This is a genomic window from Streptomyces sp. NPDC089919 (assembly GCF_040684615.1).
Classification (GTDB): Bacteria; Actinomycetota; Actinomycetes; order Streptomycetales; family Streptomycetaceae; genus Streptomyces.
In genome coordinates this window covers 18,791-39,487 of sequence record NZ_JBFBGK010000007.1, presented here as the reverse complement: position 1 = coordinate 39,487, position 20,697 = coordinate 18,791, and the positions used below count along the sequence as shown (strand labels likewise).

20 protein-coding genes are annotated in these 20,697 nt (G+C 74.8%); 8 read left to right on the top strand and 12 right to left on the bottom strand.

What is annotated here, in order from left to right; translation table 11 throughout:
• The first annotated feature begins 158 nt into the window (after positions 1-158).
• On the top strand, positions 159-1,889 hold the full coding sequence (locus tag AB0O40_RS05130) for a VCBS repeat-containing protein (protein WP_365035764.1): 1,731 nt from the start codon (positions 159-161) through the stop codon (positions 1,887-1,889).
• Positions 1,890-1,967: 78 nt separating this feature from the next.
• Here the strand turns inward: AB0O40_RS05130 and AB0O40_RS05125 are convergent, their stop codons facing one another.
• Positions 1,968-3,383 carry an FAD-dependent oxidoreductase gene (locus AB0O40_RS05125; protein ID WP_365035763.1) on the bottom strand — a complete coding sequence of 472 codons (1,416 nt, stop codon included), beginning with the start codon at positions 3,381-3,383 and terminating at the stop codon, positions 1,968-1,970.
• 170 nt (positions 3,384-3,553) lie between these two features.
• On the opposite strand from AB0O40_RS05125, the gene AB0O40_RS05120 reads away from it, so the two are divergent.
• The 3 genes from AB0O40_RS05120 to AB0O40_RS05110 all read left to right on the top strand — a co-directional run bounded on the left by AB0O40_RS05120 (position 3,554) and on the right by AB0O40_RS05110 (position 5,848).
• On the top strand, positions 3,554-4,285 hold the full coding sequence (locus tag AB0O40_RS05120) for a thioredoxin domain-containing protein (RefSeq protein ID WP_365035761.1): 732 nt from the start codon (positions 3,554-3,556) through the stop codon (positions 4,283-4,285).
• A 91-nt stretch (positions 4,286-4,376) separates the two neighbouring features.
• Positions 4,377-5,033: a LysE family translocator gene (locus tag AB0O40_RS05115; RefSeq protein WP_365035759.1), complete on the top strand. Its 657-nt coding sequence runs from the start codon at positions 4,377-4,379 to the stop codon at positions 5,031-5,033.
• Positions 5,033-5,848 (top strand): aminoglycoside phosphotransferase family protein, encoded by an 816-nt coding sequence (locus AB0O40_RS05110; protein ID WP_365035758.1) that lies wholly within the window; start codon positions 5,033-5,035, stop codon positions 5,846-5,848. The genes AB0O40_RS05115 and AB0O40_RS05110 overlap by 1 nt, the downstream gene beginning before the upstream one ends.
• Before the next feature lie 390 nt (positions 5,849-6,238).
• On the opposite strand, the gene AB0O40_RS05105 is transcribed toward AB0O40_RS05110, so the two are convergent.
• The 3 genes from AB0O40_RS05105 to AB0O40_RS05095 form a co-directional block, all read right to left on the bottom strand.
• Positions 6,239-6,709, bottom strand: a complete 471-nt coding sequence (locus AB0O40_RS05105; protein ID WP_365035756.1) for a GNAT family N-acetyltransferase — start codon at positions 6,707-6,709, stop codon at positions 6,239-6,241.
• Between the two features lie 55 nt (positions 6,710-6,764).
• Complete coding sequence (locus AB0O40_RS05100) at positions 6,765-7,769, bottom strand: zinc-binding dehydrogenase (protein ID WP_365035755.1); 1,005 nt, start codon at positions 7,767-7,769, stop codon at positions 6,765-6,767.
• Positions 7,770-7,874: 105 nt separating this feature from the next.
• Entirely contained in the window at positions 7,875-9,065 is a 1,191-nt protein-coding gene (locus tag AB0O40_RS05095) for an FAD-dependent oxidoreductase (protein ID WP_365035753.1), read from the bottom strand.
• A gap of 140 nt (positions 9,066-9,205) precedes the next feature.
• Between AB0O40_RS05095 and AB0O40_RS05090 the strand changes: the two genes are divergently transcribed.
• Positions 9,206-9,874: a pentapeptide repeat-containing protein gene (locus AB0O40_RS05090; protein WP_365035751.1), complete on the top strand. Its 669-nt coding sequence runs from the start codon at positions 9,206-9,208 to the stop codon at positions 9,872-9,874.
• Between the two features lie 89 nt (positions 9,875-9,963).
• On the opposite strand, the gene AB0O40_RS05085 is transcribed toward AB0O40_RS05090, so the two are convergent.
• The 5 genes from AB0O40_RS05085 to AB0O40_RS05065 all read right to left on the bottom strand — a co-directional run bounded on the left by AB0O40_RS05085 (position 9,964) and on the right by AB0O40_RS05065 (position 14,935).
• Complete coding sequence (locus AB0O40_RS05085; protein WP_365035749.1) at positions 9,964-10,464, bottom strand: hypothetical protein; 501 nt, start codon at positions 10,462-10,464, stop codon at positions 9,964-9,966.
• A gap of 77 nt (positions 10,465-10,541) precedes the next feature.
• Entirely contained in the window at positions 10,542-12,053 is a 1,512-nt protein-coding gene (locus AB0O40_RS05080; RefSeq protein WP_365035747.1) for a M4 family metallopeptidase, read from the bottom strand.
• Between the two features lie 248 nt (positions 12,054-12,301).
• Positions 12,302-12,892: a DUF6461 domain-containing protein gene (locus tag AB0O40_RS05075; RefSeq protein WP_365035745.1), complete on the bottom strand. Its 591-nt coding sequence runs from the start codon at positions 12,890-12,892 to the stop codon at positions 12,302-12,304.
• A 43-nt stretch (positions 12,893-12,935) separates the two neighbouring features.
• Positions 12,936-13,559: a response regulator transcription factor gene (locus AB0O40_RS05070; protein ID WP_365035743.1), complete on the bottom strand. Its 624-nt coding sequence runs from the start codon at positions 13,557-13,559 to the stop codon at positions 12,936-12,938.
• Positions 13,556-14,935, bottom strand: a complete 1,380-nt coding sequence (locus AB0O40_RS05065) for a sensor histidine kinase (protein WP_365035741.1) — start codon at positions 14,933-14,935, stop codon at positions 13,556-13,558. Before AB0O40_RS05065 ends, AB0O40_RS05070 begins: the two co-directional genes overlap by 4 nt.
• Before the next feature lie 435 nt (positions 14,936-15,370).
• Here AB0O40_RS05065 and AB0O40_RS05060 point away from each other — a divergent pair, with 435 nt between their 5' ends.
• Entirely contained in the window at positions 15,371-15,919 is a 549-nt protein-coding gene (locus AB0O40_RS05060) for a heme-binding protein (RefSeq protein WP_365035739.1), read from the top strand.
• 471 nt (positions 15,920-16,390) lie between these two features.
• The gene (locus AB0O40_RS05055; protein WP_365035943.1) at positions 16,391-17,755 is read left to right on the top strand and encodes a M1 family metallopeptidase; all 1,365 of its coding nucleotides are present in this window, start codon (positions 16,391-16,393) and stop codon (positions 17,753-17,755) included.
• A 100-nt stretch (positions 17,756-17,855) separates the two neighbouring features.
• Here the strand turns inward: AB0O40_RS05055 and AB0O40_RS05050 are convergent, their stop codons facing one another.
• A complete protein-coding gene (locus tag AB0O40_RS05050; RefSeq protein WP_365035737.1) occupies positions 17,856-18,377 on the bottom strand; it encodes a GNAT family N-acetyltransferase in 522 nt (173 codons plus the stop codon).
• Positions 18,378-18,500: 123 nt separating this feature from the next.
• A complete protein-coding gene (locus AB0O40_RS05045; RefSeq protein WP_365035735.1) occupies positions 18,501-19,076 on the bottom strand; it encodes a TerD family protein in 576 nt (191 codons plus the stop codon).
• A gap of 188 nt (positions 19,077-19,264) precedes the next feature.
• Between AB0O40_RS05045 and arfB the strand changes: the two genes are divergently transcribed.
• Positions 19,265-19,693 (top strand): alternative ribosome rescue aminoacyl-tRNA hydrolase ArfB, encoded by a 429-nt coding sequence (arfB, locus tag AB0O40_RS05040; RefSeq protein WP_365035733.1) that lies wholly within the window; start codon positions 19,265-19,267, stop codon positions 19,691-19,693.
• Between the two features lie 190 nt (positions 19,694-19,883).
• Here the strand turns inward: arfB and AB0O40_RS05035 are convergent, their stop codons facing one another.
• Positions 19,884-20,420, bottom strand: a complete 537-nt coding sequence (locus AB0O40_RS05035) for a flavin reductase family protein (RefSeq protein ID WP_365035941.1) — start codon at positions 20,418-20,420, stop codon at positions 19,884-19,886.
• Positions 20,421-20,697 lie beyond the last annotated feature (277 nt).

Genomic DNA, 20,697 nt, shown 5'->3' with positions numbered 1-20,697 from the left:
GGCGGTGCCCCCAGCCCCTCGTCCGCCGGTCCCCGACCGGTGGGCGGGGGGCTGAAACTTTGTAACAGAAGCCGGTGTTGTACGGTCCGCGCACGTCATGCGGGGAACATGACGTTGCCGCGGCAGGCACTCTGCCGACTCATGTGTGGAGCGCGAACATGCGCGATTTCATCGGCCGGGGCGTACGCCGCCTCGGCGTCCTCGGGGGTGTCCTGGGAGGCGGCGCGGCGCTGGTCGCCGCGGGGACGCTGGCGCCCGGTACGGCCTTCGCCGCCGAGGACGGCTACTCCTTCACCTACCTCGACCACGTGATCCCGCCCGGCCAGGGCACCGCGGTCGCCCTCCGCCCGGACCTGCTGACGGGCACCCCGGACGGCACCCTCGTCTACGCCCTGTCCAAGGCGCCGCTGACCGACGCGTCCTGGGCCAAGGGCGGGCTGCCCGCCGGGATGACCGCCACGGTGGACTCCAACTGCACCCCCGCGCCCCGCGTCAAGGGCGTCTTCCTCTGCCCGACCAGCGAGGACAACGGCTACGTGGGCCCCGCGGTCTCCGCCGGGGAGAACGTCAAGGACGACACGAAGCTGCACTTCGGCGTGGCCTACGCGCCGCGCGGCACCAGCATCGACAAGGCCGTCAAGGCCGCCCAGCTCTCGGCGAGTTCGCCGGTCAAGGGCCGGGTCGAGGCGCACACCGTGCGGGTGCTGACCGCCGAGCACGTCAAGAAGAACAAGGTGCTGCTGACCACCCCGGACGTGCCCGCGGGCGGTTCGGTGCGGCACACCGTCACGATCCACGCCATCGACAAGGGCGTGCTCTCCCTCGGCTTCTCGGCCAGTCGCCCCTACCGGCAGTGGGACCCGGACGAGCTGAAGGTCGAGCTGGTCTCCGTCAAGGGCGGTGCGGGCGCCAGCGGTTGCACCGTCAAGCGCGGCGAACTGACCTGGGAGGGCCTGACCTGCGACGTCAAGCCCGGTGACGTGACGATCACCTACAAGCTCAAGGCCGATGCCAAGAGCCCCAACTGGAAGATCGACGCCGCCGCCCAGTACAACGTCTACACGGCGGGCTGGAGCGAGGCCGGCGGCCAGGCCTCCTTCGGCGTCAAGGGCGGCACCCCGGTGCGCGAGCGGTACGTGCTGCTGCGCCGCGACACCGCGGGCGTGCTGAACATGCACCAGGGCAGCGGCAAGGCCCCGGGGATCTTCGGCCGTTCGGACACCGGCGACCCGAGCTGGCAGCGCTACACCGCCGTCACCAAGCTCTCCCCGCTGCTGGTGCAGGGCACCGGTGGGCCGGTGGTCGGCCGGGACAAGGCCGGCGTGCTGTGGAACTACGACCTCGCGGACGACACGGGCGGCGGCCTGTACGAGCCGAAGAAGGTCGGCGGCGGCTGGAACGTCTACGACGCGCTGGTCGGCGCGGGTGACCTGACCGGGGACGGCAAGCCGGACCTGATCGCCCGGGAGCCCTCGGGCGCGCTGTGGCTGTACACGGGGACCGGCAAGCCGAAGGCGCCCTTCGACGCCCGGGTGAAGACCGGCGGGAACTGGGCGGGCCTGAAGGCCCTGGCCGGCGCCTCCGACCTGACCGGTGACGGGAAGCCGGACCTGGTGGCCACGGACGCGGCCGGCACGGCCTGGCTGTACCCGGGCACCGGCAAGGCCGCGGCGCCGTTCGCCAAGCGCCTGAAGGTGGCGACCGGTTGGTCCTCGTACGACGCGCTGGTGGTGTCGGGGGACATGAACTCCGACGGCCGGGCGGACCTGCTGGCCCGGGACGGTTCGGGCCGGCTGTGGCTGCTGAAGGGCACCGGCAAGGCCGCCGCGCCCTTCGCGGCGCGGGTGAAGGTCTCCGGCGGCTGGGCCGCGGGTGACCTGCTGATCTAGCCGGCGGTGCACGCCGGTTGCCGGGCCGGGTCCTCCAGGGGGCCCGGCCCGGTGCCGTTCCCGGCGGTCCGCGGGGGCTCAGTGCCGGCCGGAGATCCGGTCGGCCAGCTTGGCCAGCGGGGCCGTGGCCGCGCTGAGGCCGGCGGCCTCCCGGCGGTCCGCCTCGCGGTACGCGGCGTACAGCGCGTGCACCCCGAGCCAGCGGAACGGCTCCGGCTCCCAGCTGCGGACCCGGTGGCCGACCCAGGGCAGCTCGGTGAGGTCGGTGGGGCCCGCCTCGCCGAGGTCCTGGCGGACCAGGTCGCGCAGGGTGCGGCCGGCCAGGTTGGCGGTGGCCACCCCGCTGCCGACGTAGCCGCCGGCCCAGCCGAGGCCGGTGGCCCGGTCGAGGGTGACGGTCGCGCACCAGTCGCGGGGTACCCCGAGCACCCCGGACCAGGCGTGCGCGATGCCGGCGCCGGCCAGCTGCGGGAAGAAGCGCACCAGGATCTCGCGCAGCGCCTCGACGGTGGCGGGCTGGGTGCGGCCGTCGTTGTCGGTGCGCGAGCCGAAGCGGTACGGGACGCCCCGGCCGCCGAGGGCGATCCGGTCGTCGGCGGTGCGCTGGGCGTACATGTAGGCGTGCGCCATGTCGCCCAGGGTCTCGCGGCCGTTCCAGCCGATGGCCTCCCAGGCCTCGGCGGGCAGCGGATCGGTCACGATCATCGAGGAGTTCATCGGCAGCCAGGCGCGCTTGTGCCCCTTGAGGCCGGCGGTGAAACCCTCCGTGCAGCGCAGCACGTGCCGGGCGCGGACGGTGCCGTACGGGGTGACGGCGCGGCCCGGGGCGATCTCGGTGACCGGGGTGGACTCGTGGATCGTGACGCCCAGCCGCTCGCAGGCGTCGGCCAGGCCCTTGGCGAGCTTGACCGGGTGGATGCGGGCGCCGTGCGGGGTCCAGGAGGAGCCGACGGCCCCGCTGACCTTGATCCGGGCGGCGGTGGCGCGGGCGCCGTACAGCTCGCGGTCGTCCTCGCCGTAGCCGACCTCGTCGGCGTGGAACTCCTTGAGGCGGGCGAACTGCGCCGGAGTGTAGGCGACTTCGAGGACCCCGCCCTGGTGGACGTCGGCGTCGATGCCCTCCTTGTCGGCGGTCTCGACGACCTCGGTGACGGTGGCGTTCATGGCGCGCTGGAGGCGGACGGCGGCCTCGTGGCCGTGCAGCTTGGCGTACCGGTCGCGGCCGGCGATGCCGTTGTAGAGCCAGCCGCCGTTGCGGCCGGAGGCGCCGTACCCGCAGAACTTCTGCTCGAGGACGGTGATCCGCAGGCCGGGGGCGGCCTGCTTGAGGTAGTAGGCCGTCCACAGGCCGGTGTAGCCGCCGCCGACGATGCAGACGTCGGCGGTGCGGTCGCCGGGCAGCGGCTCGCGGGGGGCGGGCAGGCCGTCCTGGGCGAACCAGAAGGAGATGCCGCCGTTGACCGGCTGCGGGGTCGGGGTCGTCGCGCGTGTCATGGGCTGTTCGTACACCTCCACCGGCGTGCGGTGCACGGGGCAGCGTGTAGGGAACGGGTAGGGATTTCTGGGCCTTGTGTCCTCTGGCCAGGGACTTTCGCCGGTCCGGGGGCGGTGTCGGGGCGGGTTAGCGTCGAAGTGATCTGCCACCTTTTGAGAGGTTCACGCCGATGTTCCCCTTCGTACGCCGTTCCTCGCGCGCGGGATCCCGGCGGACCGCGGGCCGGGCCCTGGTCGCGGCGGTCGCGGTGACGGCGCTGGCCGGCTCGGTGGCGGCCTGTTCCTCGGGCGGGCGGTCGGAGGCCTCCCAGGGGGAGATCCGGACCAGCCCGATCGCGGCGCAGCTGGCCAACCTGCCGGCGCGGGTGGAGGACGCGAAGATCGTGGTCGGCGCGCCGGACGCGCCCCGGACGGCGCAGGTCCTGGTCGACCCGCACTGCGGCTACTGCCGGATCTTCGAGGGGACCGGCGGCGAGGCGCTGCTGACGGCGGCGCTGGACGGCAAGGTGAAGGTCGAGTACCTGCTGGCCTCCTTCCTCGACCAGGGCGGCAGCGGCTCGCTCAAGGCGGTCAACGCGCTGCGGGCGGCCGTGGACCGGGGCCGGTTCGCCGAGTACCACGCGGCCGTCTTCGCCAGCCAGCCCCAGGGCGCCTTCACCGACGAGCGCCTGCTGGAGATCGCGGACCGCATCCCGGGCCTGCGCTCGCCGGCCTTCGACAAGGCCGTCACCGGCCACGCGTACGAGGACTGGGCGCGGCGCGCGGAGCGGGCCTTCGAGGCCACCGGCGCCGAGGGCACCCCGCTCGTCCTCCTGGACGGGAAGCCGCTGGGCAAGGACGACCGCTCGATGTTCGACGCCGGGGCCTTCAAGAAGACGCTGGCGGCGGCCGGGATCGGCTGAGGGTCCGGCTCCGCCCGCGGAACCGCCACCACCGGGGCCTGAGCGGCGGAAACCTCTGGCGGGGTGCGGGTACGGCGGGGATGATCGGGGGATGGTCGACCTCCACCGGCTCCTCGCCTTCTGCGCCGTGTCCTTCGTCCTCGTGGTCATACCGGGTCCGAGCGTGCTCTTCATCGTCGGCCGGGCGCTGGCCCACGGCCGGCGGGCCGCGCTCGCGTCCGTGCTCGGCAACGGCCTCGGCAGCTACCTGCTGGTGATCGCGGTGGCGCTGGGCGTGGGCACCCTCGTCGAGCGGTCGGTGCTGCTCTTCACCGTGATCAAGCTGGCTGGTGCGGCGTACCTGGTCTACCTGGGCGTCAAGGCGGTACGCGCCAACTGGGGCAGGCGGCCGGTGACCGAGGCCTTCGGGACGGCCGCGGCCGAGGGGCCCGAAGTGAGCACCGCCCGGCGGGTGTGGGAGGGCACGCTGGTCGGCGTCACCAACCCCAAGAGCATCATCTTCCTCACCGCGATGCTGCCGCAGTTCGTGGACCGCGAGGCGGGGAACGTCATCGCGCAGATGCTGGTGCTGGGCCTCGCGGGCACCCTCCAGGCCTTCCTCACCGACGGCACCTGGGGCCTGGCCGCCTCCGCCGCCCGCGACTGGCTCGGCCGCTCCCCCCGCCGCATGTCGGCCCTCGGCGGCACCGGCGGCCTGGCGATGATCGGCCTGGGCGCCACGGTCGCCGTCACCGGGCGCGCGGACTGATGACCCGGCTGCCCGCCGGGGCCGGGGAGTTCCTGGACCGCTGGGGGCTGCGGCCGGACGGGCCGGTGCGGTCCGGGGCCTGTGCGCAGGTGCTGCCGGTCGTGGTGCGGGCGGGCGGCACCCCGGCCGTGCTCAAGCTGCAGCCGCCCGACGAGGAGACCGCGGGCGAGCCGGTGGCCCTGCGGGCCTGGGACGGCGAGGGGTGCGTACGGCTGCTGGCGGACGACCCGGCCAGCGGCACGATGCTGCTGGAACGGCTGGACGCGGAGCGGCCGTTGTCCGCGCTGGCGGACGTCCGGGCGGCGGTCGGGGTGATCGCCGGGCTGCTGGCCCGGCTCACGGCCCGGCCGGCCCCACCGGGCCTGCGCCGGCTGGGACCGCTGACCGAGGCGATGCTGGCCGAGGTACCGGCGGCGGCACGGACGGTCCGCGACCCGGCGGCGCGGGCGGTACTGCTGGACTGCGCGGGGGCGGCGGCGGAGGTGGCGGGCGAACCGGGGGACCGGCTGCTGCACTGGGACCTGCACTACGACAACGTCCTGGCGGGCGGGCGGGAGCGGTGGCTGGCGATCGACCCCAAGCCGCTGGCGGGGGATCCGGGCTTCGACCTGCTGCCGGCGTTGGTGAACCGCTTCGATGCGGGTGCGGTGGCCTGGCGCTTCGACCTCCTGACGGAAGCCCTGGCCTTGGACCGGGCCCGCGCCGCCGCCTGGACCGCGGCCCGCGTCCTCCAGAACCTCCTGTGGTCCCTGGAGGACGACGACCCCCTCCCCCCGGCCCAACTCGCCGTGGCCACCACCCTCCTGCGCCGGTAACCCCCGCCCCACCGCACGCGCCCCTACCGGGCCCTCCCGCCCCTGCCGTCCCTAACCAGCCCCGCCGGCGTTTGAGGCGACCGTCGCGCAGCGGCGGTGGGGGGGATCCGGGGGCGGTGCCCACCGGTTTCGGGAAGGGGCGGGGTGGGGCTGGCTCCGCGCAGCGGCCGGGCGCGGGCCCGGGAGCCGCGCCTCAATCGCCGGCGGGGCTGGGTGTGCCCGGCGGGGCTGGGGTGTTCCCGGTGCAGCGGGACGCAGAGGGCGGGCGGGGCCCAGGTTTCGGGGCGCCGCCCCGGACCCCGCGCCTCAAACGCCGGCGAGGCTGAAGTTGCCCCGGCGGGGCTGGAATGGCCCGGTCGGAGGGCCGGAGGGCGGGCCGGGCTCGGTGGGTCAGGGGGCGAGGGTGGTGAGGGCTTCGTCGGTGAGGCGGTAGACGGTCCATTCGTCCTGCGGGCGGGCGCCCAGGGACTCGTAGAACTTGATGGACGGCTCGTTCCAGTTGAGGACCGCCCACTCCAGCCGCCCGTACCCCCGCTCCACGCAGATCCGCGCCAGCTCCAGCAGCAGCGCCTTGCCCAGCCCGGTCCCGCGGTGCTCGGGCCGGACGTACAGGTCCTCGAGGTAGATGCCGTGGACGCCCTTCCACGTCGAGAAGTTGAGGAACCACAGGGCGAAGCCCGCCACCTCGCCCTCCGCCGTCTCCGCGATGTGCGCGAACGCCCCCGGGCAGGGCCCGAACAGCGCGTCGTGCAGCTGCTCCTCGGTGGCCTGCGCCTCGTGCGGGACCTTCTCGTACTCCGCGAGCTCGCGGACCAGCGCGTGGATGACGGGGACGTCGGCGGGGGTTGCGGTACGAATCATGAGCTCAGGGTAGGGGCCGGCCCGGACCACCAGCGGGCCTGTCCGGGCCCGGCGGTCAGGGCTCCAGTACGACTTTGCCCATCGTGGCCCGTCCCTCCAGCGCCCGGTGCGCCGCGGCCGCCGCGCCGAGCGGGAAGCGCTGCACGGCGGGGACCAGCCGGCCGGCCGCCGCCTCGGCGAGCGCCCGGGTCTCCAGGGTCCGCAGCGGGTCGGGCCCGCCGGCCCGGGCCAGCATCACCGGCCCGAGCACGATCTCGGAGGTGATGCCCCGCCGGGTCAGCTCCTCCTCGGTGAAGGTCAGCGGGCCGCCGTCGAGCAGCCCGCCCCCGGACCAGCCGAAGACCAGGTGCTGCCCGCCGGGGCCGAGCAGGTCGACGGCGAGTCGGCCGGTGTCCCCGCCGACCGAGTCGAAGACGACGGTGGCGGGCCGGTCGCCGAGGAAGCCGGCCACCCGCCGGTGCCAGTCCGGCAGCCGGTAGTCCACCGCCAGGTCGGCGCCGTTGGCCGTGACGGCCGCGGTCTTCGCCGGGCCGCCGGCCAGGCCGACGACGGTGGCGCCGGCGTTCTTGGCGTACTGGACGAGCAGGGTGCCGATGCCGCCCGCGGCGGCCGGTACCAGCGCCACCGCGTCCGGGCCGAGCGCGGCGAACTGCAGGATCCCCAGGGCCGTGCGGCCGGTGCCGATCATGGCGACGGCCGCCGCCTCGTCCAGGCCGGCCGGGATCTCGTGCAGCCGTTCGGCGCCGGTGACGGCCAGTTCGGCGTATCCGCCGGGGACCGGGCCGAGGTGGGCGACCACCCGCTTGCCCAGCCAGCCGGGGTCGGTGCCCGCGCCGAGGGCGTCGACCGTGCCGGCCACCTCCCGGCCCGGCACGGTCGGCAGTTCGGGCAGCGCGGGCAACGGCCCCTGGTGGCCCTCCCGCACCGCCGTGTCGAGCAGGTGCACCCCGGCCGCGGCGACGGCGATGCGCACCTGCCCGGGGCCGGGGACCGGGTCCTCGGCCTTCTCGTACGAGAGGTTCTCGGCGGGTCCGAAGGCGTGCAGGCGGACGGCGTGCATGACGTGCTCCCGGGGACGGGCCCGTGGCGGCTGCGACGGACGGCGGCTGGCGGCGGCGCGGGGGCCCGCGCGTACGGGCCCCGCTCCGAGCACGAGCCAACATCCTCAAGCCCGCTTGAGGTCAACCCCGGTCCACCGCCCGCTCCGGCCGGTCCCGGTCGCCCGGATCGCCAGCGAGACCGCCTCGACGGCGCTGTTGAAGGAGACCTCGCTCAGCACGCCCGGCGCGGCCACCTCGTCACCGGCGAGGTAGACGCCCGCGCCGCGGTCGATCGCCGGGCGGTCGCGCCAGGTGGTGCCCGGCCGGTCCACCGCGCCGGTCCGGCCCGCGGCCAGCGCGGTGCGGCGCCACAGCACGCGCTCCCGCCAGCCGGCGAACCCCAGGTCGAGGAGGCGTTCCGCGCGTTCGACCCCGACCGCCTTGCCCTGCCCCGGGGCCACCGGGAACTGCGCCTGGACCAGCGACTCGCCGGCCGGGGCCAGCGTCTTGTCCGCCGCGGTGAAGCGTTCGATCCAGCCCGGCGCGTCCAGGTCCGAGACGGCGTACGGGTCGCCGCGCCGCACCCGCAGCGCCAGGTCGACCAGGACGGTGCGGCCGCTCTCCCAGGTCAGCGACGGGTCGCCGAGCAGGCTCCGGGCGGCGGCCAGCGAGGTGGCCACCACCACCGGGCCGTCGTCCAGCGGGAGTTCGGTGAGCCGCGCGCCGGTCTCGATGTGCACCCCCAGCCCGCGGGCGTGGGCCGCGAGCCGGTCCACGACCTGCTGCCAGCCGCCCCGGACGAACGTGGCCTCGGGCGGGAACCTCACCACCCGGCGCAGCCGCTCCTGCACGAAGGCTGCCGACAGGCTCCCGATGTCGTGGTGGAAGAGGGCCACGGCCAGGGAGTTGGCGACCGCCCGGGCCTCGCGCTCGCCGACCTGGGCGGCGGCCCAGCTGTGGAAGTCCAGGTCCACGGGCGCCGCCGCGGCCGGCCGGCGGGCCAGCCGCAGGGCGGCCGCCGGGGGCAGGAAGCCGAGCTTGCCGTCCCGGTGCACCTTGAGGCGGGCCGCCTCCCGCAGCGGGACCTTCGCCACCGGGCCGGTCAGGCCCCGGCGGGTCAGCCAGGTCCAGTGCGGGCCCTCCTTGTAGAAGGCGTGCGGCCCCTCGTTGGTCGCGTACCCGCCGGTGGCGGTCCGGGCGCGGCCGCCGAGCGTGCCGTGCGCCTCGTACAGCCGGACCCGGGCGCCGGCCTCGGCGCCCTCGACGGCCGCGACGAGCCCGGCGAATCCGCCGCCGATGACGGTGAGCTGCTGCATGTCCTGCTCCTTCGTACGGGCCGCGGGGCGGCTGCGGTCGCGCTGTCGGAGACAGGACAGGACGGGGCGGCGGAACGTGACACGGGCCCCGGATCCGCGGGCGGCGGGGCGTTGTCAGTGGCCTGGGTCACGATGGGGGGATGGTGCGCAAGGACGGGAAGACGAAGGCGGCCCGGCGGCCGCAGGTGCAGCTGCCGGAGCTGGCCGCCTGGCCGGGCGGCGGCCTGGAGCCGGACGGCGACTACGACGCGCTCGAGTTCACGGATACGGACCTGGCGGGGGAGGAGGGGACCGGATCGCGGTTCATGGACTGCGCGCTACGGGGGTGCGCGCTGGACGGGACGCGACTGGAGAAGGCCCGGCTGCTGGACTCCGTACTGGAGGGGGTGCGCGGGGTCGGCACGGACCTGTCCGGGGCGACCCTGCGGGACGTGGAGCTGACGGACGCCCGGCTGGGCGGCACCCAGCTGCACGGCGCGGTCCTGGAGCGGGTGCTGGTCCGGGGCGGCAAGATCGACTACCTGAACCTGCGCAAGGCCCGGCTGCGGGACGTGGTCTTCGAGGGCTGCGTGCTGGTGGAGGCCGATTTCGGGGACGCGGTCCTGGAGCGGGTCGAGTTCCGGGACTGCTCGCTGCGCCGGGTGGACTTCACCGGGGCCCGGATGACGGAGGTCGACCTGCGGGCGGTGGCCGAGCTGGACATCGCCCGCGGGGTGGAGCGGCTGGCCGGGGCGGTGATCAGCCCGGTGCAGCTGACGGAGCTGGCACCGGCCCTGGCGGCACAGCTGGGGGTGCGGGTGGAGTCCTGAGCGGGGGCCGCGCCCGGGGGCGCCCCCGGTTCGTACGGGGTGCCGGGGCCGCGCCCGGGGCCGTACGGGGCTCCGGGCCGGGGCCGGGGTCAGGCCACGCGGGGGAAGCGGGCCTGGAGGGTCCACAGGTGCGGGTTGTCGGCCAGGCCCTCGTGCATGTCGGTGAGGTCGGCGATCAGGTCGTGCAGGAAGTCGCGGGCCTCCCGGCGCAGCAGCCGGTGGCTGAAGGTCAGCGGGGGCTCCTCGGCGTCCATCCAGTCGGCCTCGATGTCCACCCACCCGAAGCGGCGCTCGAAGAGCATCCGGTCGGTGGACTCGGTGAAGTCCAGCTCGGCGTACTGCCGCTGCGAGGAGCGGCTGCCGCGCGGGTCCTGGTCCAGCTGCTCGACGATGTCGCACAGCGCCCAGGCGAAGTCGAGCACGGGCACCCATCCCCAGGCTGTGGACACCTCGCGGTCCGCCTTCACGTCGGCGAGGTAGACGTCGCCGCAGAAGAGGTCGTGGCGCAGCGCGTGGACGTCCGCGGACCGGTAGTCGGTCTGCGGAGGGTCGGGGAAGCGCCTGGAGAGGGAGTAGCCGATGTCGAGCACGTATCCGATGGTGTCACGGGCCGCGCGGTACCTCGTCCTCGCGCGGCCCGTGAGCGGTGGGGGCGGCCCGGCCGTGGCTAGTGCACGTTGACCGCGGACCAGGTGGCGGCCACCGCGCTGAACTGCGGCGAGCCGCTGCCGTAGAGGTCCGCGGCGGCGGACAGGGTCGCGACGCGGGCCTTGGCGTAGTTGGTCGAGGAGGTCATCCGGGTGGTCAGGGCCAGGTACCAGATGCGGGTGGCGGCGTCCCGGCCGATGCCGAGCAGCTTGGACCCGTCGTAGGTGGGCGAGTCGTAGGCCACCCCGTTGATCGTCTTGGGGCCGCTGCCCTCGGCGAGCAGGTAGAAGAAGTGCTCGGCGGGCCCGGAGGCGTAGTGCGGGTCCGTGTTCCCGATGCCCGCGGACCAGTAGTCGGGGGAGACCCCGTCGCGGCTGGGGCGGTCCATGCTCCGGACCGGCGTGCCGCCGACCCGCTCGCCGATGAGGTAGTCGCCGAGGTCGGTCGGGTTGTCCGCGGCGAACTCGATCGCGCTGCCGAAGATGTCCGAGGTGGCCTCGTTGAGCCCGCCGGGCTCGCCCGCGTAGGTCAGGTTGGCGGTGGCCGAGGTGACGCCGTGGGAGATCTCGTGGCCGGCGATGTCGAGGGAGATGTACGGGCGGCCGTTGGGGCTGTCGCTGTAGCTGATGCAGCCGCAGGAGTCGGACCACCAGGCGTTGCCGTTCGCCGGGCCGACGTGCACCCGGGAGGCGATGCCGCGGCCGTCGCCGCGGACCCCGTTGCGGCCGAACATCCCGCGGAAGAAGTCCCAGGTGGCGGCCGCGCCGTAGTGGGCGTCCACGCCCGCGGTCTGCCGGTTGCTCTGCGAGCCGTTGCCCCAGGTGTTGTCGGCGTCGGTGAAGAGGGTGCCGAGGGCGGGGCTGCTGCTGCCGTGGGCGTCGTAGGTCTTCTGGGCGCCGCGGTTCCTGTCGTGCAGCTCGTAGAGCGTGCCGTTGAAGAAGGTGCCGAGGGTGACGGTCCCGCTGTACTGGCTGTAGCCGGTGCCGGCGGGGGTGGCGTCGTAGCTGCGCAGCAGGGCGCCGGTGCGGGCGTCGGTCAGGGTGCGCAGCTCGGTGGGGGTGCCGTCGGGGCGGGCGCCGGCGGTCCGCTGCTCGAAGGCCAGGGCCGGGGCCCTGCCGGGCAGCGCCAGGACGACCGGCCGGGCCCCGGCGGGGGCGGCGACGGCCGGGGTGGTGCCGAGGGCGAGCCGGGCCGGACCGGCCCAGGTGGTGGTCCGCCGGCCGTCCGGGTGCCGGTGCACGACCAGGTCGCCGCCGAGCACGGGCAGCCCGGCGTACGTCCGGTCGTAGCGGACGTGCACGGTGCCGTCGGGGGTCCGGACGGTGTCCCGGAGGACGAGCCGCTGGCCGGCCCCGAGCCGCAGGGCCGACGCGTCGGCGTCGAGGGCGCTGTGGGTCTGCGCCTGCGCCGGTACGCCGGCCAGGGCGGCCGCGGCCACCAGCGCCAGGGCGGTGGTCCGCGCGGTCGCGCGGAGGCGGGGGGAGGTGCTGCGGGCGGCGGTGCGAGTGCGGGACTTCGGCGTGCGTGACACGCGGGCTCCTTCGCTGGGCCGTGGGGGGCATGCGGGTGGAGCGTCCCCCGGAACCCGAGCCACCGACAGCCTCCCCACCCCAAGATGTCCGACAGGCGAACCCGGGTGTCCGGATTCTGTCGGCGGGGGGTGGGGCGGGGGCGTGGGGACGGGGGCGCGAGGGGGCCTCGGTTTGGGCGGGCGGGCCTGGCTCGGGGGCTTTGGGCGGGTGGGGGCGGACGGGGCGTGACTGGAGTCCGTAGCCCGCTTCACTTCGACAGGGGTGACAGCCTGCCGGTCATGCGGGGGGTGTCGGCCTCGCGCGGGTGTGTCAGGCGGATGTCGAAGGCGTTTTCCAGGAGCGACAGGACGCTGTGGAGCGGAGGCCAGGCGCCGGGTACGAGGCCCAGGGGGCGCATGTGGGCGTCGAGGCGGGCCGGGTCCTGGCCCGTCGGGGCGATCTCGTCGAGGGTGTCGAAGTCCACGACGACCTCGCCGTCGACCGCGTACTTGAACCAGTGCATCGGCTTCTCGTTGTAGTGCAGGACGACGGCCTCGGTGCCGGCGGAGACGGCGCTCAGGATGCGCTCCTCCAGCCCGTGGACGCCGCCCTGCTCCCACGCCCACGTCCAGGCGCCCTCGACTCCGGTGGTGACGACCGGTTCCTCGTCGTCGTAGAAGTCGTCGTCGAAGTCGTTCGCCAGGGCGGCGGTGTCGCGGAGCGAGACGGACTCCGGATCGACGCCCATGCGGGTGAGGAGCGCGGCCGGACTCAGCTCCCGGACGAACGTCAGCGTGTAGATCGGGAAGTCGCCCACCCGGAACAGTTCCAGGCCGCGGACCACGGGTGAGCTCGTCATGGGGTGGATGCTGTCACGCCCCACCGACATCGGGACCGAGGGGTCAGCTCAGGAGGCGTTGTTCCTTGGCTACGGCTACGGCGCCGGCTCGGGTGTCCACGCCGAGTTTGTCGTAGATGCGGCCGAGGTGGGTTTTGACGGTGGCTTCGCTGATGAAGAGGGCGCGGGCGATGTCACGGTTGCCGAGGCCGTGGGCGAGCTGGGCGAGGATGTCGAGTTCACGGTCCGTCAGGGTGGGGCGGGTGCCGCGCATCTGGGCCATGACGCGGGTGGCCACCGGCGGGGAGAGGGTGGTGCGGCCCTGGGCCGCGGAGTGGATGGCGGCGAAGAGCTCTTCGGGGCGCTCGGCCTTCAGGAGGTAGCCGGTGGCGCCGGCGCCGATGGCGCGGGTGATGTCGGCGTCGGTGTCGTACGTGGTCAGGACCAGGACGTGCGGGGCGCGGCCCGGCAGGGCGGTGATGCGGCGGGTGGCCTCGACGCCGTCGATGCCGGGGCCGAGCTGGAGGTCCATCAGGACCACGTCCGGCCGCAGCCGGTCGGCCAGGGCCACCGCCTCCTCGCCGCTGCCGGCCTCGCCCAGCACCTCGATGTCGGGCTCGCTGCCGAGCAGGGCGAGCAGTCCCGCCCGTACGACGACGTGGTCGTCACACAAGAGGATCGTGGTCATGGGTGGGGCTCCAGGGGGATCGAGGCGGAGAGGACCGTGCCCTCGCCGGGGGTGGACTCCACGGTCAGGGTGCCACCGAGCTGTGCGACCCGCGCCCGCATGGCGGGCAGGCCGTGGCCGCGCAGCGGGTCGTCGGGGGCGCCGTCGGCCGTGCCGCCCTCGGTCATGCCCCGGCCGTCGTCGGCCACGTCCAGCACCACCTGGTCGCCCAGGAAGGACAGGGTCAGGGCGGCGGTGCGGGCACCGGCGTGTTCGCGGACGTTGGCCAGCGCGCCCTGCGCGATGCGCAGCAGCGCCGAGCGGGTGCGTGCGGGGAGGTCGGTGGGGGCGCCTTCGAGGTGGAAGCGGACGGTGACCCCGGGCCCGGCGTCCAGGGTGCGCAGGGCCTCGGGCAGCGACGCCCCGCCGGCCAGCTCCGGCGGGGCCAGGTCGGCCACCAGCCGGCGGGCCTCGGCCAACCCGCGGGCGGCGATGTCGGTGGCGGTGCGGACGTGCCGGCGGGCGGTGCCGGGGTCGGCCTCCCAGGTGCGGTCGGCGGCCTGGAGCAGCATCTGCTGGCTGGAGAGGTGCTGGGCGAGGGTGTCGTGGATCTCCATGGACAGCCGCTGCCGCTCGGCGAGGGTGCCTTCGCGGCGCTCGGTGGCGGCCAGCTCGCGGCGGGTGCGGATCAGGTCGTCGATCAGCGCCCGCTGGCGGCCGGCCTGCCGCTCCATGTGCATGAAGACGGCCGTGGCCAGCGCCGCGACGGCGGGCGGGGCGAGCAGCAGGTTCGGGTCGAAGGGGCCGCTGGCCAGCTGCAGCTGCGCGACCACGACCAGCGCTGTCAGGAGCCCCACCAGCACGGCGGCGGCCCGGGCGGGCAGCGTGCGCAGCGCGGTGTAGACGAGCGGTACGGCGCACCAGGCGAAGCTGGGGGCGAGCAGGACGAGGACGACCCAGCAGACGACGACGAGGGCGAGGCGGACGGGGCGGGGGCGGGACGGGACCCCTAGGCCGGTGCCTCTGGCGCCGCCCCTGGTTCCGCCTCCGGTGCCCGGGCCGCCGCCGAGGCCGGTGACCGTGCCGGCGGCCGGGCCGAGGACGTACAGCAGGGCCAGGGCGATGCTGAGCGCGATGATCCACGGGGTGCGGGGGTCGCCCGGGTGGCGCAGCAGGAACCGCCAGAGCGAGGCTCCGAGCAGGGCGAAGAACGCCCCGTGGAGGATGACGGCCAGGCCCCGGCCGTCCCGCTCGTCGGCCACGGCCGGGGCGACGGTACCCGCTCCCGGCGCGGGCCGGGCGGCGCCGGCGTCCGCCGTGGCGGGGCGGGGGCCGGGCCCGGGCCGGCTTCCCGGAGCGTCGGTCCCCGCCGGTTCCGCGTGCTCGCGTCGTGCCATGTGGCGCTGCCGTTCTGTCCGTCGTGTCGTGCGGTTTCGTGCCGTGCGGTGGTGCCGGTGGTGGTCGGGCCGTCTCGGCCCGGCGACCCGTCCCTCCGGCTGCCTGCCCGCTCGGCCTGGCGACCGGTCCGGCTGCCTGCCCGGTCCGACGTCCCGTCCGGCTTCCTGCCTGCCTGGCCGGTCCGTCCGTACGTACGGTCCGGCGGGCCGGGCCGTGGCGGGCCCGCGGGCACGGGGCCCGAGCCCTGGTGTGCCTTCCATCGTGCCCCCTGGTGGGGCGTCCGCATCAACCGATCGGTTGACCCGCGGGTCGGCCGCGGGGTGCGGCGGAGGCAGCCGGTACGTCGACGGCCCGGGGGCAGGGGCCGGGCGAGGATCGAAGGGCAGCCGCAGGAGAGCGGCGGCAGTCCCCGGACACTGACCAGAGGAGTCGTCGTGGCATCCCGCATTCGCAACCGTGTGATCACCGGAACCGGTCTGGCCGTCGTCGTCGGCGCGGTCGCCTTCGGCGCCGTCAACGCCAGCGCCGCCCCCGCCGCCCCGGTCCAGCCGGCCGCGGTCACCGCCGACGCCAAGGGCCTGGTCACCAGCACCCACCTGTCGGTGGACGCGGCCACCAAGGCCGCCCAGGCCGCGCTGCACGCCGCGGCGAAGGAGGGCCAGCGGGTCTCGGTGGCGGTCGTCGACCGCAACGGCAACACGGTCGTCACCCTGCGCGGCGACGGTGCCGGCCCGCAGTCCCCGGAGTCCGCGGAGCGGAAGGCCTTCACGGCCGTCTCCTGGAACGCCCCGACCTCCGTGCTGGCCGGTCGGCTCGCCCAGAACCCGGGTCTGAAGGACATCCCCGGCACGCTCTTCCTCGCCGGCGGCGCGCCCGTCCAGGCCAAGGGTGCGCCGATCGCGGGCATCGGTGTGGCCGGTGCGCCGAGTGGTGACCTGGACGAGAAGTTCGCCCAGGCGGGCGTGGCGGCCGTCACCAAGTAGTCGGCCGGCCGCCTCGCCCTCGGCCGAAGGCCGGTACGCCTCCCGAGGCCGTTCGTGGTGCGTGGGGCGCGGGGCCCCACACACCACGGACGGCCGCCGCCGGTTGCCGCTGCGCGGAGCCGTCCCCTCCCCGCCCTCCCCCAGACTCCGTCCGGGGGGACCCCCATCCCGAAACCGGTGGGCGCTGCCCCCGGAGCCCCGGCGCCTCAATCGCCGGCGGGGCTGGTACGGGGGACGGCGGGGCTCCGCCCCGGACCCCGCGCCTCAATCGCCGGCGGGGCTGGGTTTGCCACTCCTCAGCGGGGCTGGGTAAGGGAACGGCGGGGCTGGGTTTGCCACTCCCCGCCGCCCTTCGGGCGCGCCCGGCCCCCCGTTCCGGCAAGGCGGCCACGTAAGGCGCGCGCTTAGGATCGGGGGGTGGATCTCGCCCGTGTCGCTGCTCGTCCGACTGCCCTGCTCGCCGTGCTCGTGATGGCGGTGGCGGGGTGTACCGGGGGTGGGGTGCAGGGGATGCCGGGGGCGGCGGGGTTGCGGGACCCGTATTTTCCCAAGGCGGGGAACGGCGGGTACGACGCCGTTCATTACGGGCTCACGCTCGACTACGCGCCGGGCAGCGGGAAGCTGACCGGGACCGCCGAGATCACCGCCACCGCACAGCAGGCGCTCAGCTCCTTCCACCTCGACCTCGACGGCATGGACGTGGACTCCGTCGACGTGGACGGCAAGGGCGCCCGCTTCAGCCGGTCGGGCCAGGAGCTGGTGGTCCGGCCCGCCGACGACCTGGCCAAGGGCCGGACCTTCCGTACCGTCGTGCACTACTCCGGCGTGCCCAAGACCGTCGAGGACCCGGACGGTTCGGAGGAGGGCTGGATCGAGACCGACGACGGCGCGCTGGCCGTGGGCGAGCCGGTCGGGTCGATGGCCTGGTTCCCCGGCAACCACCACCCCGCCGACAAGGCCGCGTACGACGTCGCGATCACCGTGCCCCGCGGGTACGAGGCGGTCTCCAACGGCGTGCTGAAGTCCCGTACCGAGAACGGCGGGCACACCTCCTTCCGGTGGCACAGCGCCGAGCCGATGGCCAGCTACCTCGCCACCCTCGCGATCGGCCGGTACACGGTCCGCACCACGACGGCCGACAACAAGGCGGGGGTGCCCGTCTACACCGCCGTCACCCCGGGGCTGGCGAAGAAGGCCGGGCCGGTGCTGGACCGGATCCCCGAGGTGGTGGCCTGGGGCGCGGGCCGGTTCGGGCCGTACCCCTTCGCCGCCACCGGCGCGATCGTCGAGCGGGACGGCGCGCTGGGCTACGCCCTGGAGACCCAGACGCGGCCGCTGTTCGCGGGCGCGCCCGACGTGGACCTGCTGGTGCACGAGCTGGCCCACCAGTGGTTCGGCGATTCGGTGACGCCCCGCACCTGGAAGGACATGTGGCTCAACGAGGGCTTCGCGACCTACGCCGAGTGGCTGTGGGAGGAGGACCACGGCGGGCTCACCGCGCAGGAGCGCTTCGACGCCTTCTACGACGAGGACACCGAGGCCGATCCGGAGGCGGACGGCGACTACTGGGCCTTCCCGCCCGCCGACCCGCCCGGCCCGGAGCACATCTCCGACGACCCGGTGTACTACCGGGGGGCGATGGTCCTCCACAAGATCCGGCAGGCGGCCGGCGACAAGGCCTTCTTCGCGATGGTCCGGGGCTGGACCGCGGACCACCGGCACGCGAACGCGAGCACCGAGGAGTTCACGGCGTACGCGGAGCGCGCCACCGGCCGGGACCTCTCGGAGGTCTGGGACGTGTGGCTGCGCGGGGACGGCAAACCCGACGAGCGCTGAGGCCGTCCCGCCCCCGCGGCTGACCAGCCGCGACGAGGTCCTGGCGCAGGCCACCGCGGCTGACCAGCCGCGACGAGGTCCTGGCGCAGGCCCCCCGCGGCTAACCAGCCGCGGCGAGGTCCTTGCGCAGGACCGTGCAGGGCCGGCCCCGCTCGCGGTCCTCGGCCCGCCGCAGCGGGACGTACCCCTGGGCGGTCCAGAAGGCCAGCGCGCGGTCGTTGCCGTCCAGGACGGCCAGCCGGACGCCGGTGCGGCCGGCGGCGCGGTACCGGTCCTCGAGGCGCCGGGCCAGCTCCTGGCCGTGCCCGCGGCGGTGCGCGGTGGCGTCGACCAGCAGCAGCCCGATCCACGGGTCGGGGTCGTCGGCCGCGGGGTGCCGGTCGAGGACGGCGGCGAGGGCGACCAGCCGGCCGGCCGAGCGGGCCAGCAGCACTTCGGTGCCGGCCGGGGCGAGTTCGTCGGCGAGGGCCTTGGCGACCTGTTCGACGGTGATCCGGTCCGGGTCCGGGAAGTCCCCGCTCAGCTCGAAGAAGGCGTGGTTGGTGGCGTACAGGGCGGCGACCTCGGTGAGCACGGGACCGGGCAGCTCGCCGTCCACCGGGACGAGGGACTGGATGATCATCTACGCACCGTAGCGCGCGGCCGGGAAGCCGTGAAGCCCCTTCCGGGGACGGCCGGAGGGGGCTTCACGGAGCAGGCGGGGCGCCTTCGCGCGCCCCGGGCACGGGCTGGCGCCCGTACCGGATCAGACGTTGACGCCGAAGTCCTGGGCGATGCCGGCCAGGCCCGAGGCGTAGCCCTGGCCCACGGCGCGGAACTTCCACTCGGCGCCGTTGCGGTAGAGCTCGCCGAAGACCATGGCGGTCTCGGTGGCGGCGTCCTCGGAGAGGTCGTAGCGGGCGATCTCGGCGCCGCCGGCCTGGTTCACCACGCGGATGTAGGCGTTGCGGACCTGGCCGAAGTTCTGGCCGCGGGAGTCGGCGTCGTAGATGGAGACCGGGAAGACGATCTTGTCCACGTCGGCCGGCAGGCCGGCGAGGTTGACGTTGATCGCCTCGTCGTCGCCGGAGCCCTCGCCGGTGCGGTTGTCACCGGTGTGGACGATGGTCTGGTCCGGGGTGGTCTTGTTGTTGAAGAAGACGAAGTGGCCGTCGGAGACGACCTTGCCCGTCGGGTTGACCGCGATCGCCGAGGCGTCGAGGTCGAAGTCGACACCGGTCGTCGTGCGGACGTCCCAGCCGAGGCCGACGGTGACGGCGCTGAGGCCCGGAGCCTCCTTCGTAAGGGAGACGTTGCCGCCCTTGGACAGGCTTACTGGCATGGGGATGTCCCTTTCCTCGTCCTTTGGCCACGGTCCCTCGACCGGGACCATGACCGTGCGCCGGTCAAAGTACCGCTGATGTGCATAACGCGGCGAGGGGGCGGGCCGGTTCCCGGGCGGTCGCGGCGGCCGCGGCGCCGCGTCAAAAGAGGGTGACGCGGCGGCGGCCGGGCGGGATCATAGGGGCCATGCCTGGTCCTCATGTCATCCGCGGTTCGGTCGTCCTTCCGGAGGCCGAGCTCCAGTGGCGTTTCTCGCGCTCCTCGGGACCGGGCGGACAGCACGTCAACACCTCCGACTCGGCGGCCGAGGTGCTGTTCGACCTCGGGGCCACCACGGCGCTGCCCGAGGTGTGGAAGGCGCGGGCGCTGGAGCGGCTGGCCGGCCGGCTGACCGGCGGGGTGATCAGCGTGCGCGCTTCGGAGCACCGCTCGCAGTGGCGCAACCGCGAGATGGCCCTGGTGCGGCTCGCCTCGCTGCTGGCGGAGGCCACCGCCCCGCCGCCCAAGCCGCGCCGGGCGACCAAGATCCCCCGCGGTATCAACGAACGCCGCCTGCGGGAGAAGAAGGCCCGCGGCGAGACGAAGCGCGGCCGCACCGGCCGCGATTGGGGCTGAGGCGGGGCGCACCCCCGTGCCGCCCCGCCGCCCCCGTACGCACGTACGTCTCATACGCGCGTCCGGTACGTGCGTCCAGTACGTGCGTCCAGTACGGACGTTCCGGACCTGCGTGTCATACGCGCGTCCACGACGCCCGTCCCGTACGCGCGTCCACGACGCCCGTCCCGTACGCCCGTACGAGACGCGCTCAGCCCAGCGTCCGGTACTTCCCGCGGAAGTACGTCAGCGGTGCGCCCTCGCCCGCGGGCAGGGCGGCCGTCAGGACCCGGCCCACGACGAGCGTGTGGTCCCCGGCCGGGACCCGGGACTCGGTCCGGCACTCCAGCGTCGCGAGCGCCCCGTCCATCAGCGGCGCCCCGCAGACCTCGCCGCGCGTCGAGGGCAGGTCGGCGAAGAGCAGCCGGTCGCTGATCCGGCCCTTCATGGCGAACCGGCCGGCCACCTGCCGCTGGCTCTCGGCCAGCAGGGAGACGCCCCACAGGGGCTGTTCGGCCAGCAGGTCGTCCATCCGGGAGCCCTCCCGCAGGCTCACCAGGACCAGCGGCGGGTCCAGGGAGACGGACATGAAGGCGGTCGCGGTCATCCCGACGTCCTCGCCGCGGGGGCCGTCGTCGGTCAGTGCCGGCTCGTGCGCGGTGATCAGCACCACGCCCGCGGCCAGCCGGGCCATCGCGGCGCGGAACTCGTCATTGCTCACTCCCTCAGCATGAGGGGTGGCGGGCACGACGGGTGCGGCGGTCGGCGGGGGAGTCGGTACGGGTCTCGTCTTCAACACGTCCTTGACGCTAGTCTCGGCCACCCGCGCGCCACATCGGGCCCCGGCCCTAGCCGCGGCGGAGCCCCGGCCTAGGTCCAGCGGCGTATCGTTTGCCGCCGGAAACGAGGGGGAGCGCTCCCAGTCAGGAGCCCCCGAGACACCCGCCTTTCTTCATCTGATGTGACTTGAGTCACAGAGGGCAAGATTTGTTGACCCTGTGTACCGGCGGAACAGCTCACTGTGA